The 15,260-nt window shown below is 36.6% G+C and carries 17 protein-coding genes and 1 other annotated feature; all 17 genes read right to left on the bottom strand.

Annotation, left to right across the window (positions count from 1 at the left end):
- Positions 1-16 precede the first annotated feature (16 nt).
- Positions 17-556 carry a bifunctional pyr operon transcriptional regulator/uracil phosphoribosyltransferase PyrR gene (gene pyrR / locus C406_RS0111600; RefSeq protein ID WP_017380796.1) on the bottom strand — a complete coding sequence of 180 codons (540 nt, stop codon included), beginning with the start codon at positions 554-556 and terminating at the stop codon, positions 17-19.
- Positions 557-788: 232 nt separating this feature from the next.
- Positions 789-1,715 (bottom strand): RluA family pseudouridine synthase, encoded by a 927-nt coding sequence (locus C406_RS0111595; RefSeq protein ID WP_017380795.1) that lies wholly within the window; start codon positions 1,713-1,715, stop codon positions 789-791.
- Complete coding sequence (gene lspA, locus C406_RS0111590) at positions 1,716-2,201, bottom strand: signal peptidase II (protein WP_017380794.1); 486 nt, start codon at positions 2,199-2,201, stop codon at positions 1,716-1,718. It lies immediately after the preceding gene.
- 90 nt (positions 2,202-2,291) lie between these two features.
- Positions 2,292-5,054, bottom strand: a complete 2,763-nt coding sequence (ileS, locus tag C406_RS0111585) for an isoleucine--tRNA ligase (protein ID WP_017380793.1) — start codon at positions 5,052-5,054, stop codon at positions 2,292-2,294.
- 163 nt (positions 5,055-5,217) lie between these two features.
- Positions 5,218-5,441 (bottom strand) — a binding site (T-box leader).
- A gap of 59 nt (positions 5,442-5,500) precedes the next feature.
- Positions 5,501-6,013 carry a DivIVA domain-containing protein gene (locus C406_RS0111580; protein ID WP_017380792.1) on the bottom strand — a complete coding sequence of 171 codons (513 nt, stop codon included), beginning with the start codon at positions 6,011-6,013 and terminating at the stop codon, positions 5,501-5,503.
- 97 nt (positions 6,014-6,110) lie between these two features.
- A complete protein-coding gene (locus tag C406_RS0111575; protein ID WP_017380791.1) occupies positions 6,111-6,899 on the bottom strand; it encodes a YlmH family RNA-binding protein in 789 nt (262 codons plus the stop codon).
- Positions 6,900-6,953: 54 nt separating this feature from the next.
- Positions 6,954-7,214, bottom strand: a complete 261-nt coding sequence (locus C406_RS0111570) for a YggT family protein (protein ID WP_017380790.1) — start codon at positions 7,212-7,214, stop codon at positions 6,954-6,956.
- Between the two features lie 20 nt (positions 7,215-7,234).
- Entirely contained in the window at positions 7,235-7,711 is a 477-nt protein-coding gene (locus C406_RS0111565; protein ID WP_017380789.1) for a cell division protein SepF, read from the bottom strand.
- Positions 7,708-8,397 (bottom strand): YggS family pyridoxal phosphate-dependent enzyme, encoded by a 690-nt coding sequence (locus C406_RS0111560; protein WP_017380788.1) that lies wholly within the window; start codon positions 8,395-8,397, stop codon positions 7,708-7,710. The genes C406_RS0111565 and C406_RS0111560 overlap by 4 nt, the downstream gene beginning before the upstream one ends.
- 65 nt (positions 8,398-8,462) lie before the next feature.
- On the bottom strand, positions 8,463-8,717 hold the full coding sequence (locus tag C406_RS0111555) for a PRC-barrel domain-containing protein (protein WP_017380787.1): 255 nt from the start codon (positions 8,715-8,717) through the stop codon (positions 8,463-8,465).
- A 129-nt stretch (positions 8,718-8,846) separates the two neighbouring features.
- A complete protein-coding gene (gene sigG / locus C406_RS0111550) occupies positions 8,847-9,635 on the bottom strand; it encodes an RNA polymerase sporulation sigma factor SigG (RefSeq protein ID WP_017380786.1) in 789 nt (262 codons plus the stop codon).
- Between the two features lie 94 nt (positions 9,636-9,729).
- A complete protein-coding gene (sigE, locus tag C406_RS0111545) occupies positions 9,730-10,437 on the bottom strand; it encodes an RNA polymerase sporulation sigma factor SigE (RefSeq protein WP_017380785.1) in 708 nt (235 codons plus the stop codon).
- Positions 10,438-10,454: 17 nt separating this feature from the next.
- Complete coding sequence (locus tag C406_RS0111540; protein WP_017380784.1) at positions 10,455-11,285, bottom strand: sigma-E processing peptidase SpoIIGA; 831 nt, start codon at positions 11,283-11,285, stop codon at positions 10,455-10,457.
- A gap of 200 nt (positions 11,286-11,485) precedes the next feature.
- On the bottom strand, positions 11,486-12,661 hold the full coding sequence (ftsZ, locus tag C406_RS0111535; RefSeq protein WP_017380783.1) for a cell division protein FtsZ: 1,176 nt from the start codon (positions 12,659-12,661) through the stop codon (positions 11,486-11,488).
- 39 nt (positions 12,662-12,700) lie between these two features.
- Positions 12,701-13,987 carry a cell division protein FtsA gene (gene ftsA / locus C406_RS0111530; RefSeq protein ID WP_017380782.1) on the bottom strand — a complete coding sequence of 429 codons (1,287 nt, stop codon included), beginning with the start codon at positions 13,985-13,987 and terminating at the stop codon, positions 12,701-12,703.
- 111 nt (positions 13,988-14,098) lie between these two features.
- On the bottom strand, positions 14,099-14,455 hold the full coding sequence (locus C406_RS0111525) for a small basic family protein (RefSeq protein ID WP_017380781.1): 357 nt from the start codon (positions 14,453-14,455) through the stop codon (positions 14,099-14,101).
- Positions 14,456-14,458: 3 nt separating this feature from the next.
- Positions 14,459-15,260, bottom strand: an 802-nt coding sequence (locus C406_RS0111520; protein WP_337471432.1) for a DUF881 domain-containing protein, incomplete at its 5' end; no start/stop codon positions are given.

The raw sequence follows: 15,260 nt of genomic DNA, 5'->3' as shown, positions 1-15,260 counted from the left end.
CCCCACTATCTACTATCTATTCTTGTATCGTTACACTATCTTCATGATCAGTTTCGAATAATCGTACGACTATTCGTTCAAGACTTGCAGTAGGAATGTTTTTCCCTACATAGTCTGCACGAATCGGCAGTTCTCTATGACCTCTATCAATTAAAACAGCTAATTGTATTTGGGCTGGTCGACCTAAGTCCATTACTGCGTCCATAGCCGCTCTTACTGTACGTCCTGTAAAGAGAACATCATCAATTAATATAACTTTTTGATCGGTTAGCACATGTTGAATATCAACTTGTTGAACTAGAGGTTCTTTATTATTGTTTTTCATTGATAAGTCATCTCTATAAAGTGTGATATCAAGTTCACCTGATTTAATTGACTTGCCTTCGATTTTTTCTATCTTTTCAGCTAAGCGCTTTGCTAAAAACGCTCCACGTGTTTTAATTCCAACTAAAATACAAGATTCAATTCCTTTATTACGTTCAATAATTTCATGTGCGATTCTCGTAAGCGCTCGATTTATGGCTTTTTCATCAAGAATATTTGCTTTTTCAACCATAATAGATTCTCCTTTTCCCCAAAATAAAAACCCTCTCGTCCAAAGTGGATGAGAGGGTGTGAATGTAGAAAATTAAGTCGTATTAAACCACACAGCATGTGCTTTTATACGTTTCACTTGTACCTTCTCAGCCTCTCTGGACTGTTTTTAAAGGTGTTCTATTAAATTTAGCTATATCAAGAAAACTAGTTCCAAGCATGAGATGCGCTCTTCACTTTTTATAAGTATAGATTTACTTTTCTTTGCTGTCAACGGTCGTTTTCATTTCCTCTAGCAAAGTCGTGAATTCTTCAGGTAGTGGAGCTTCGAATTCCAAGTACTCTTCAGTGCGCGGATGTATGAATCCAACAACACCAGCATGAAGTGCTTGTCCGTTAAATTCGATCGTTTTCTTCGGTCCGTATTTAGGGTCTCCAGCTAATGGGAAGCCAATGTATTTCATATGAACACGAATTTGATGAGTACGACCTGTTTCTAAACGACATTCAACTAACGTAAAGTTGCCAAAGCGTTCGATTACACGAAAATGAGTAATTGCATGTTTTCCTTTATCAATTACTGCCATACTCTGACGATCACGAGAATCGCGACCAATTGGTGCATCAATCGTTCCTTTATCGTGAGGAATATGACCATGAACTAAAGCTGTATATTTTCGAGTAACAGTCCTTTTCACCAGTTGATCCACTAATGAAACATGGGCTTTATCATTTTTCGCAACCATTAATAAGCCTGATGTATCTTTATCAATACGATGGACAATTCCTGGACGCAACACGCCATTGATGCCAGATAAATCTGTAACCTGATGCATTAAACCATTAACAAGCGTACCTGATGTATGACCAGGTGCAGGATGTACGACCATACCACGAGGTTTATTCACAACAAGGACATCTTCATCTTCATAAACGATCTCAAGATTTAAATCCTCTGCTTCAATATCTAATGGTTCAACGTCAGGAATAGTAACAGTTATAACATCATTTAGTTTTACTTTATAGTTTGGTTTTGCGGTTTCCCCATTGACTAAAACAGCACCATCTTTTAACCAAATTTGAATTTGGCTACGAGACCAATCTGCTTCAAGTGTAACGAGGGCTTTATCGATACGTTCACCTTTTTGTTCTTCTGAAATTGTATACGTAAAATCTTCCATTTATTCACCTTTTCTCTTTGCAGCTTTTTCTGCTTTTTCTTCTAAAAACAAACCGACCATGAGCATGACGACGCCAATGCTTAATGCTGCATCTGCTACGTTAAAAATCGGGAAATCATAGTTAATAACAGGGATGAGAACATCTATAAAGTCGACAACTTCACCGCGGAATAAACGATCCATAAAGTTCCCTATAGCGCCTCCAAGTAATACCATTAAACTAAGTTGAAATAATGGCTTTCCTTTTGCTTCTTTATGAAAGTAATACAAAATACCAATGATTACGATCACTGTGACGATTGTAAACAACCAAATTTGACCTTCCAACATTCCCCATGCTGCTCCACGATTACGATGTGATAGTAACGCAAATGTTGGCTCAGCTAATACAATTCGTTCACCTAGTTCCATATTTTTTACAACTAACCATTTTGTCCACTGATCAATTGCCACAATGACAATTGCAACTAAATAAAAAATATACACGCATGTTCCTCCATTACGCAAGCATCATAACTAGTTTACCACATAGTTCAAGCAATCAGAAAGAGCTGACCAAGAGGGCAGCTCCATTTATTATACGTAATACTTTTCAACCACGTCTGCACAGCGCGGACATAAAGTTGAATGTTTTTCATTTTCGCCTACTTTAGTTGAAAATGACCAGCATCTTTCACATTTTTCACCTTCAGCTTTTGTTACAACAACAGAAGCTACATGAAGATTTAACGCATCTGCAGGTGCATCTTCTTTTAGTCCTGCAAGCGAAAAGTCGGAAACAATAAAGAACTGTGCAAAATCAACTTTATTGGTATCAAAAGCATCTAATAATTCTTTTTTCACGTAAACCGTAACTTTAGCTTCCAGTGATTTACCGATTACTTTTGCATTTCGCGCTTCTTCTAATGCTTTTAAAACATCATCGCGTACGAGCATCAATTGTTGATACTTCGTACGAAGAGCTTCAAACGATTCATGAATTGTAGCTTCAGGGAAGTCAGTTAATTGAATGCTTTCTTCTGTTTCATGTGTCAAGAAGACCCAAAGTTCATCAGTCGTATGTGGCAAAATTGGTGTCATTACTTTTAATAATGAAATCAGCGTATCATACATCACAGTTTGCATAGCACGACGATGTAAATGATCATGTCCTTCAATATAGACAACATCTTTCGCAATATCTAGATAGAATGAACTTAAATCAGAAGAAACGAAATTATTGACTGCGTTATAAACACTAGCAAAGTCATATTTATCGTAAGATTTACGAACCGTTTCAATTAATTCTTGAAGTTTCATGTACATATATTGATCCACTTCACGTAAGTCTTCAAAGGCTACGCGATCTGTCTGAGGATTAAAATCTGATACTGTACCATGTAAGAAACGGCATGTATTACGGATTTTACGATACACTTCAGCAACTTGCTTAAAATTCGAGTCGGAAACACGTACATCAGCTGTATAGTCAACAGAAGCTACCCATAGACGAAGGATGTCTGCACCTAATTGATTCATAACTTTTGCAGGATCAATGACGTTGCCTATTGATTTACTCATCTTGCGTCCTTCACCATCTAGCGCAAATCCATGGCTTAGAAGTCCTTTATAAGGAGAGTGTCCATTAATTGCTACACTTGTTGTTAAAGATGAGTTAAACCACCCACGATATTGATCAGACCCTTCTAAGTAAAGATCTGCTGGGTACTCTAAATCTTCACGTTCATCTAGCACGGCTTGATGGGACGAACCTGAATCAAACCAAACATCCATAATATCCGTTTCTTTTGAGAAACGGCCATTTGGACTTCCTACATGTGTAAAACCTTCTGGTAACAAATCTTTTGCTTGTCGTTCAAACCAAACAGTTGACCCATGTTCACGGAACAGCTTGGATACATGAGCAATTGTTTCTTCCGTTAAGATTGGCTCTCCATCTTCTGCATAGAAAACAGGGATTGGAACACCCCATGCACGTTGTCGAGAGATACACCAATCTCCTCTATCACGTACCATATTAAAGAGACGTGTTTCGCCCCAGGCTGGTGTAAATGATGTATCTTTAATTGCTTGTAATAACTGGTCACGAAAGGCTTCGATTGATGCGAACCATTGAGCAGTAGCACGGAAAATGACCGGCTTTTTCGTACGCCAATCATGTGGTGCGGAGTGAGTGAAAAACGTTAATTTTACTAATGCTCCAGCTGCTTCTAATGCCTCTGTAATGACTTTATTCGCTTTATCATAGAATAACCCTTCAAACCCTGGTGCTTCAGCCGTCAATACGCCACGGTCATCCACTGGTGATAGTACTTCAAGACCATATGTTTTACCTACTTGGAAATCGTCTTCACCGTGTCCGGGAGCTGTATGAACGCATCCTGTACCACCCTCATTTGTCACATGTTCTCCTAACATCACTAGAGAATCACGATCATATAAAGGATGTTTTGCAACCATTCGATCCATTTGCTCGCCTTTGACAGTCTGAACAATTTCATAAGATTCCCATTCAAGCGTTGTCGCAACATTTTCTAGTAATCCCTTGGATACAAGGTAGCGAGTGCCGCTTACCTCAACGATTACATAATCAAATTCTGGATGTACGGAAATGCCTAAGTTAGCAGGAATTGTCCAAGGTGTAGTCGTCCAAATGATAATTTTTGTTCCTTCTGCAATTATCCCTTTACCATTTGTAACATCAAAGGTTACGTATATTGAAGGTGATTTCTTGTCTTGATATTCGATTTCAGCTTCAGCTAAAGCTGATTCACTTGAAGGAGACCAATACACTGGTTTTAAACCTTTGTAAATATAGCCTTTACGAGCCATCTCACCGAACACTTCAATTTGACGAGATTCATATGCAGGTTTTAACGTAATATAAGGATTCTCCCAATCCCCACGTACACCGAGTCTCTTGAATTGCTTGCGTTGACGATCAATTTGCTCATAAGCATACGTTTCACATAAGTTACGGAACTCCGCTATCGTCATTTCTTTACGATTAACACCCTTGTTTGCTAACGCTTGCTCGATTGGCAAACCATGTGTATCCCAACCTGGAACAAATGGTGCGTAGAATCCAGTCATCGACTTGTGACGTACAACCATATCTTTTAGTACTTTGTTTAATGCGTGACCCATGTGTAAGTCTCCGTTAGCATATGGAGGACCATCATGTAAAGTAAAACTTGGACGGCCTTTTGTACGGTCTAATACTTTTTTATATAAATTCATTTCATTCCATCGTTCTTGCATAACTGGTTCTCGTGTAGGTAACCCCCCACGCATTGGAAAATCTGTTTTAGGCATTAATAATGTATCTTTGTATTCCAACTAAAAAACCTCCTCAATTAATGGTTAAAGCCGAATTGCATGGCTATCTAAATTTTGTCGCAAAATTTACGGCTTAAAAATTTTTCGATACCTTCATTACCTAACTGAAATTGTCATTTGTGAAATTTAAACGATCATAACTCAAAAAAACTCCTCATCCCAATAAAGGGACGAGAAGTTTAGACTCGCTGTACCACCCTAATGGCAACATTTTTTGGTTGCCAGCTTAGATCACATTAACGGTGCGAAACCGAAATCACCTACAAAACCTAGTTCAGTGATTTAACTCAAGAGTGATTTTCTTTTGTTTGCAAAGTGTTCGAGCTTTCACCATCCTCGAATCGCTAAACTATGCCTACAAAATACTGTCTCTTTCAGCGTTTTATCAAATATTATTGCAATATGTAAATATTATAGGGAATGATTCCGAAATCGTCAAGTCATGCTTAATCCTCTTGTTTTGAATTCAATCCTTCTAATTCAGTAGTATCTATTTCATATTGCATCAAATGGTCCCAATCATCCGTGTTTATTAAATCAAGTTGTGCTTCCACCAACATTTTAAAACGGTTACGGAATACTTTTGATTGTTTTTTCAAGTCTTCAATTTCAAGCGCAATTCGACGTGCTTTCGTCAAAGATTCATTGACAATACGGTCAGCATTTTTCTCTGCTTCTTTAACTATTAATTTTGCTTCTTTTTGAGAGTTTCTGCGTAATTCTTCCGCAGCTTCTTGAGCAATAACAATTGACTTTTGTAGCGTCATTTCGATAGTAGTGAAATGGCCTATACGCTCAGTTGATGTTTTCAGTTTCTCTTCTAAATCTTGTTTATCTTTGATCAAAAGTTCGAAATCTTTTGTCACTTGTTCCAAAAACTCGTTAACCTCGTCTTCGCTGTAACCTCGGAATCCACGACCAAACTCTTTGTTATATATATCTAGTGGTGAAAGTGGCATTGTAAAAAATCTCTCCTTTATTACTTACATCGTTTCCAACTATTATACCTTTCATTGTCATCGTTTACAGCAATAATTCGAATTTCTTGAATTATTTTCACGATTTTGGCTCGATTCGACTAATTTGAAGTCGAATTTTGTCTTTTTTCGTGCGTCCTTCAATTAAACCAATTTTAATTCGTCCATATCCTCTAATAGATAATAGATCTGATTCATGTAGCTCAAATGCTGGTTGTTCGCGGACGGACCAATTCACTTTTACTTTCCCACTATGAATAAGCATCGAGGCTTTTTGTCTAGAGACATTAAATAATGAAGCTATTATGGTATCAATCCTCATCGAACTCACAGTATGAGATTCTTCTACCCACACATCACTATTTTCTATATATGGATGATCGAGCGGCAATTCTTCCACTTTTACTTTAGATTTACCAATCGAAGTAATATGCATGCTAACAAAATCCGCTACTTCTGATGCTACAGCAAATTCAATCCTATCATCATTTACACGAATATCACCAAATTTTGAACGATCAAGTCCTAGTGACATGAGTGTACCTAATACATCTGGATGCTCTAGTTTAATGAATTTTGATGGGTATTTAATTGAAAAAATAGTTATGCCATAGTCTTCGTTAGTTGCAACAAAGTAAGATGGTGATATAAGCATACGTTTTCGTTCAGCTTCAGAAAATTCGCCAAAAGCGGAAGTTAACACCTCGTCATTTTGTCCAATTAAAGAGTTGGCAATATATTGTTGTCTTGGATCTAAAAAATCTGTCAATTTCGGTGCATAGCGATCTTGGGTTTCTCGAACCCACCCACTAACTTGCTCAATAAATGGTTGTTCATCTTTGCGAAAATGTTGGAATACTTGTTCCATCTGTTGTTCTTCCTTTCAATGTTAAAAAAAGTCCCACAAATGTGAGACTAGATTTTATATATAAGATGTTAGTGAAAGCAATCCTGACTGGGCTAACCTTAAAACCAGTATACCCACAAGTGGTGATAAATCAATCATGCCAAGTGGTGGAATAAAGCGTCTAAATGGTTCTAAATATGGTTCGCAAATTTTTTCAAAAAGGCTACCAATACTCGATTCTTTTATACTCGGTACCCAGGACATAAAAATGTAGATAATGAGTAAAATCGAATATAGTCCAATTGCTTGATAAATAATGTTGATTATAAGATCCATATGAATTAGTTACACCTCAATTATTGTATATCATCATAAAAATAATCCGAAATCGCTCCATCTACTTCAACAGTATCAGGTGCACATAAGAAAATATCCGTACCAATACGTTGAATATCTCCGCCTAAAGCATACACGGTTCCACTTAAAAAATCCACAATACGGATTCCTTGATCTTTTTCTATACGTTGTAAATTTACAACAACAGCCCGCTTGTTTTTTAAATGCTCTGAAATATCTTGTGCTTCTGCATAAACACGTGGTTCAACTAATATTACTTTTGAAGATTTTTGTAGGTTTTGTAGACTTACTAGATTTGATGAATTTGAAGTTGAATTTGATTCTATTTGAAATCCTCTTCTTTCTTTTACAGTTTTACGAACTGTGGGTTGAGACGTTTGTTGAAATTCGTTTTTGTGGTTATTTGTTTTTGGAGCTTCATTTTCATCTTCTTCTTCCAAGTAAAAAAAGTTTTTAAATTTATTTTTCATACTCATATAACATCCTCACTTTCGTCTCCGACTAGTGCTGTACCAATTCGCACATATGTTGCACCTTCTTCTATTGCGATTTCAAAATCACTTGACATACCCATAGACAATTCTGTACACGGAGCATACGGATAATTGTTGCTAGCAATTTTTAACTGCATGTCTTTTAATGATTTAAACAAAGAACGAATGACTTCGTCTTTTGCAGTGTGCGGTGCCATTGTCATTAAGCCGATAACTCGTATTCGATTATGTTCATTTAATGATTCAATAAATGATTGTACATCTTTTAAATCTATGCCATGTTTCGCTTCTTCTCTTGAAACATTTACTTGAACGAAGCAATCAATTGTGTGATCCGCTCTTTTTTGAATCTCGTCAGCTAAACTAAGTCGGTCAAGTGAGTGCAATACAGATATCCTATTAATAACTTGTTTCACTTTTCTTGTTTGTAAAGAACCGATATAATGCCAACGTGCAGCTGTTGTAATTACAGCTTGTTTAGTTAGTAAGCCTTCTGGTCGATTTTCACCAAGATGATTTAGACCAGCTTGTAATACTTCTTCAGTACGTTCAATTGATACAGACTTTGTAACTGCTACAATATGAATATCCGAAATAGAACGATTGACACGTGTGCATGCTTGGTAAATTTGATTTTGTATTTGTTGAAGTTTATGATCAATTCGCATTTTTAAGAGTTCCTAACTTTTAAGTATCGGTTGTCTCTATATTGTACCAATCAAGCGTTAAATATTCAATTTTTATCCGGTTCTGAGCCTCGAGATTGCACGATAACTACATCTTTTCCTATGACTTTAATATCTGATAATCTGATTACAGTAGTTGGACGATTTCCAGAAAATAATTCCAACATTTTTTTAGGCTCTGCTAGGAAAAAAGATTCTATTACTCCTTTTTCTTTTGATATTCGTGCATCGTTAACATAACCGAGCATTTTTCCATCACTCGCTTCAATAAATTCTTTTTGTTGGATATCGGTAAATTTCAATTATTATTCTCCTTTTATACAGTTTATGTTTCATAAATGAAAAAAAGCTTTTATTCTTAAAAGGAATAAAAGCTTTTTTTCGTATTATTTTTTGCTAGCTACATATTCGCACTAAGAGAGGTGCTTCTCTTAACGTGAATCAATATTGTATTGTTCTTGAATGACACGAATAGCATGCTTCTCAAGTCTAGAAATTTGTGCTTGTGAAATACCTAATTCTTTAGCAATTTCAGTTTGAGTCTCTCCGTAATAATAACGCTTAGCCAATATTTTTTGTTCACGAATGTCTAACTTACTTATACTTTCTTTAATAAAAACATAACTCGACCAGTTTTCTTCGGATACTTGCTCATCTCGTAACTGATCAAGCATGAACACTGGATCTCCACCGTCATGGTATATTGGTTCTTGCAATGAGATAGGCTCTTGAATTGCATCTAAGGCAAATAAGATATCTTCACGAGGTATTTCGGTTAACGCTGAAAGTTGTTGTAAAGTTGGTTCATGTAAATTTTCTGTAATAAACTGTTCTTTTGCTCTCATCGACTTATAGGCAATATCACGCAACGATCTCGATACACGAACTGGATGATGATCACGTAAATGTCTTTTGATTTCCCCGATAATCATCGGGACTGCATACGTGGAAAACCTTACATTGTGTTTTAAATCAAAGTTTTCAATTGATTTTATTAAGCCTATACATCCTACCTGAAACAAGTCGTCTGCTTGTTCTCCTCTATAAGCAAATCGTTGAACTAAACTAAGGACTAATCGTAAATTCCCCATTACTAGTTCATCTTTTGCAAATTCATCACCACTTTGCAATCGTATAAAGGTTTGTGTCATCACTTCGTTTGATAAAACAGGTAGCTTTGATGTATCCACACCACATAATTCTACTTTTGTTCGTATCATACCTTTTCCTCCGAACTGTTCTACACTGTGATACTTTTAAGTGTGTCCGGCTCGAAGGAAAGTATGCGTAGTTTTATAACTCCAATTTCATCCATTATGAAGTCGGTTGGTTCAGCTCTAATCGTAAGTCATGTATTATTTTCTTTTCTAAACGAGATATATACGATTGTGAAATACCAAGCATATCTGCTACTTCTTTTTGAGTCATTTCTTCTTGGCCGTTTAAACCAAAACGACACTCCATAATGTATTTTTCACGTTTTTCTAATAAATTAATAGCCGAAAACATAAATTGTCGTTCGATTTTTTTCTCTACATCCTCTGTAATTATATGTTCATCTGTACCTAAAATATCAGACAGTAGTAATTCATTACCATCAGCATCTGAATTCAATGGTTCATCAAAAGATACCTCTGATTTCAATCGGCTCGTTTTTCGAAGATGCATCAAAATTTCATTTTCAATACAGCGTGAAGCATACGTAGCGAGTTTAATCTTTTTCTCTGGGTTAAAGGTTTCAATCGCTTTGATTAAACCAATTGAACCAATACTTATTAAATCTTCAATATTTGTGCCAGTGTTATCAAAACGTCTAGCAATATATACAACTAACCTCAAATTACGTTCTATCAATGTATCGCGAGCAATTAAATTTCCATTCATAAATGCTTCAATCGTTTTTGCTTCTTCTTCACGATTCATCGGATGTGGTAATGATTCACTACCACCAATATAATATGTTCCTTTGCTGCGCCATTTACTCCAAAATCCAATAAGTTTGTGCCAAATTCTGATTAACAAAACAATCGCCTCCCTGATTAGCTGAATAATGTTGAAGCATGCAAAATTACGTCTGATTGGTGTGGAAAATGTGTGCTGTTTTTTGTAAGAACAACATAACAAGGCCCCAAGGATTGCTCAGTAGTTGTTTTTAACCGAATATGATCCACTTTAATACCAATCGCCCAAGTTGACTGTTTCTGGACAGTTTGAAGTCTTATTAAGCGTAATTGAGACCGAAATGGCAATGGAATATCTTGAAACTCTTCAGTTGAATTTCCTTCGAACGAATGTAAATAATTCCATAATTCTAAAGGGATGAAAGATTTCATTTTTTCAGCAGATATAAAGTGAACAGGTTTACCGGATAATGGTTCAATACAAAGGTTTCCAGTGTCCGAGTATGAGGTAAGTTGAAATTCTTTTTGAAATAAGCTAATCGTCACCTGACCCATATAAGAATCTTTAATTGCGGTTAAATTAATACGAAACCAATTCTTTTTAACCCCTGATAAACTAAAAACTAAAACACTTCCGGCAATCACTACGAATACATACCAACTGGCATTTGCTAAGAGCGGTTGAATTACTGTTAATAGACCACCAGCAAACAAAGCACCAATCAATATGTTTGCGGCTGCAAGTAACCAATTTGACCGATTCAACCCAAATGCAATTGTTGTCATAAAAATAAATGTAACCACAATTGAAAAGAAATTCCCTCCAAACAAGACAATACTTACTCCACCTAAAAAAGCACTGATCCATAAACGCCAAGATTTTTGATGAAATGAACCCATTTTGTTTGAAAAAGAAAGCAATGAAAAATTAATCAAAGTATTAATCGAAATCAAAACTTCAGCATACATTTTCTCACCTCCTATAATTACGGTAACACTTATCCATTGCAAAACCTGTCATTTCTTGTATCATTATTGAAAAAATCTACGACAAAAAAGCCCATCTCTAGAAGCGTTTCAGCTACTAGAAATGGGCTTATTAATACAATCCACGTTCACTTTCCAGTGTTAGAGCCGAGCTAAAATCGTCTACTACACTGTGTTATGAACTAGTTCCTTTTTTGACGGTTACGTAAGAACGTAGGGATGTCTAATGTTTCCTCATGCTGTGGAGTTTGTTGCTCTCTTCGAGTTGGTTCTTGTTGTTGATATGAAGGAGCTTCTTCACGTCTTGGTTCACGAGTTGGTGCTTGTTGTTGTTGCTGTGGAGCCGCTTGTTGAGAACGACCTGCACCAAATCCGCTACTTCGAGTAGGACGTGGTGTGGGTACAACATCGTTGAAACCGGTGGCAATTACTGTCACAATAATTTCATCTTTTAAATTATCATTTATTACAGAACCAAAAATCATGTTTACATCTTCATCAGATGCTGAAGCAACAATGTCAGCAGCTTCTTGAACTTCAAATAAACTTAAGTTTGACCCACCAGTGATATTCATTAAGACCCCTTTTGCCCCGTCAATTGACGTTTCAAGAAGTGGACTTGAAATAGCTTTTTTCGCAGCTTCAGCAGCTCGGTTTTCACCAGTTGAAATACCAATACCCATAAGTGCTGACCCTTTGTTTGACATGATTGTTTTCACATCAGCAAAGTCTAAGTTAATTAGTCCAGGTACTGCAATTAAATCTGAAATACCTTGAACACCTTGACGAAGTACATTATCCGCTTCGCGGAATGCTTCTAACATAGGCGTATTTTTATCGACAATTTCAAGTAATCGATCATTTGGAATGACGATTAATGTATCAATTGCTTCTTTCATAGCTGTAATACCAGTCATTGCTTGGGTCGAGCGTTTACGACCTTCAAAAGTGAATGGACGAGTAACTACACCAACTGTTAAAGCTCCAATCTCACGTGCGATTTGAGCGATTACAGGTGCAGCGCCAGTTCCAGTTCCGCCACCCATACCAGCAGTTACGAATACCATGTCAGCCCCGCGTAAAGCTTCTTCAATTTGTTCTTTACTTTCTTCAGCTGCTTTTTTACCAACCTCGGGATTTGCTCCAGCTCCAAGTCCACGTGTTAATTTTGCACCTATTTGTAACTTCACTGGTGATTTTGATAAATTCAATGCTTGTGCATCTGTATTTACTGCAATAAATTCTACACCTTTTACGCCGTGTTCAATCATACGGTTCACAGCGTTATTTCCGCCACCACCAACACCAATTACTTTGATAACGGCAAGTTGATCTAAACTTGTATCAAACTCTAACATCGCATTTCCTCCTTAAATCACAAATAGTCATTACATGTATTATTCAAAAAACTTATCGAGGAACTTTCGAGCTTTCCCCATTACACTTTCTTTGTCTTCATCTTTTGGATTACTTTGCTTTTGTTTTTTAGGTGTTGCTGTACTTTGTTCAGCTTTTTTTGATTGACCTAGCGCATTCCCACCTAAGCGGTTAAAGAATTGATCTTCCTTATGAGCGTAACGTATTAAGCCAACCGCTGTCGCGTATCCAGGCTCACGTACACCTATATACTCCGGAGTGTAAAGTCTCACACGAGTTTGTAAAATATGGCGAGCTAATTGTGAAAGTCCCTCTAACTTTGCAACTCCACCAGTAATAACTACTCCACCAGGTAAATCTTGAATACCCATACGATAGAATTCTTCTAATACTAATTCAAACAACTCTTCTAAACGAACACCTATAATTTCAGATATATATCTCTGACTATACTGTTCTTTTATATCTGCACCAATTACAGGAACTTCAAACAATTCATCGTCAGATGCATCGTCGTAAAAGGCGTGTCCATATTGATGTTTAATTTTTTCAGCTTGCTCTGTTGGTGTTTTCAAGACAATAGATAAGTCTTTTGTCAAATGATCTCCGCCGACAGGCAACACGGAAATATTTGTTAAATGACCGTCTTGGAAAATACCAATTGTTGTTGAACCTCCACCAATATCAATAAATGCAGTACCATGATTTTTTTCATCTTCTGATAAGGCAAAATATCCAGAAGCTAGAGGTTGCATATAAATTTCACGAATTTGAAGACCTGCCCGCTCAACACAACGCAAAACATTATGTAAGATTGTTTTTGATGTCGTCAACATCGTTCCATCCATTTCTAAGCGGATACCAATCATGCCACGTGGATCTTTAATTTCATCTAAATGATCCACAATAAATTGTTTTGGCACCAGATTAACTAATTCTCTTTCGGGTGGGATTGACATTACTTGAGCTGAATCTATTACTCTTTCTAAATCTTCATCGGTAATTTCACGATTCTCACTATTTACTGCCACCACGCCTTTTACATGTTGCAACATGGCTTGATTAGCAGGTATTCCTAATACTACTTCGTTTATAGACATTCCGATCATTCGTTCAGCTTGATCAATAGCTTTTTTTATTGACTGCACGGTTGCATCTATATCAACAATTGCACCTTTACGAATCCCATTTGACTTTACATTTCCTACGCCAATCACATTTAAAGTTCCGTTCGCCATTTCTCCGATAAGGACTTTAACTGATGAAGAACCAATATCAAGAGAAACATATAATTCTGTCTGATTCAATCCGAGGCACCTCCTTCAACAACTCTTTAATCATCATTCTATTGCATTCTATCAAGCTTGTCTAAGTAAAATCATTAAAAGTTGTAAATTTTCCTTCTATTCGACTGTTTTTTAGTCAATAGTCCCTTTTCTTTCCGTCCATTTTGTTAACAAGATCCGTCTAATAACTGCTATATTTTGGAATAGACGTACACCGAATGCAAAAATTGCGGCTAAATACAAGTCAACGCCTAAGTGAACACCCAGAAAAGCTAGTCCTGCTGCAAGTGCTATATTAAAGAAAAATCCCGAAACAAATACTTTATCGTCATAAACATGTTGTAGTTGAGCGCGTATCCCTCCAAACAAAGTGTCTAGTGCTGCTAGGACCGCAATAGATAAATAGTTTTCATACACAGAAGGGATTTGAATATCAGTTAGTAATCCAAGTGATATCCCCAAGATTAAGCCAAGTAATGGTAGCCACATAAATTAGTCCCCTTCCAATGTATTTTTTAAGTAATTATTTTTAAAATTTTGATCGAATGCAGGAATTTTAATTTGATTTTGTGGTTCACCTATCGTTAAGTATAAATTATCAATAAAAAAGTCATCCATAATCATAGAAGATTGCAAATAATTGTAAAGCTTCTCTGCGTCTTCTGAGTTGTCTGTTCCGATTAGAATCTTAAAAGGTGGCGTTCGCACGTTAATACTATTGACAGTTGTTTGTCCATTGATATCTCGAATGGGCGAAGACTGGATAATTCGTTTGCCGTCAATTGAAACATAGTGTCCATTGAAGCGATTAATTTCATTTAATAAACGAACAAGTAAATCTGGTGAAATACTCGTTACACTTTGACCAAATGCGACTGCTTCTAACGATGGTTCAATGATTAACTCTAACCCCGGACCAGTTACTTCGGTTAACCCAGCTTTTTCTCTTAACGTTGCCAGTGTATCATTTAATGCTCGTGCAGGACTCTCAGATTGTAAGTTGTCGTATTTCGTAATCGTTACGTTGATGTCACGAATTTTAGACAGCAACTCGGAGTGCAACTTTTTTTCAGTTGAAAGTTCTTGTCTGATTTCCCAAATATCACGAGTATCTCGTGATTCGGGTTTTTGTACAGTGTTGTACTGAACAGCAATCATAAAGCCAACAATTAATAAGATAAACGTGAAGCGGGCATAAACACCTAGTTTCATTGAGCCGCTCCTTCCTTCCAAGTGCCAACTATGTAACTGCCATGGAATATGTCTAGTTCCAAGCGCCAGCTCAACCCTAAGC

The organism is Paenisporosarcina sp. TG-14 (genome assembly GCF_000297555.1).
In the GTDB taxonomy this organism is placed as follows: Bacteria; Bacillota; Bacilli; order Bacillales_A; family Planococcaceae; genus Paenisporosarcina; species Paenisporosarcina antarctica.
This window is presented reverse-complemented; position numbering and strand designations above follow the sequence as displayed.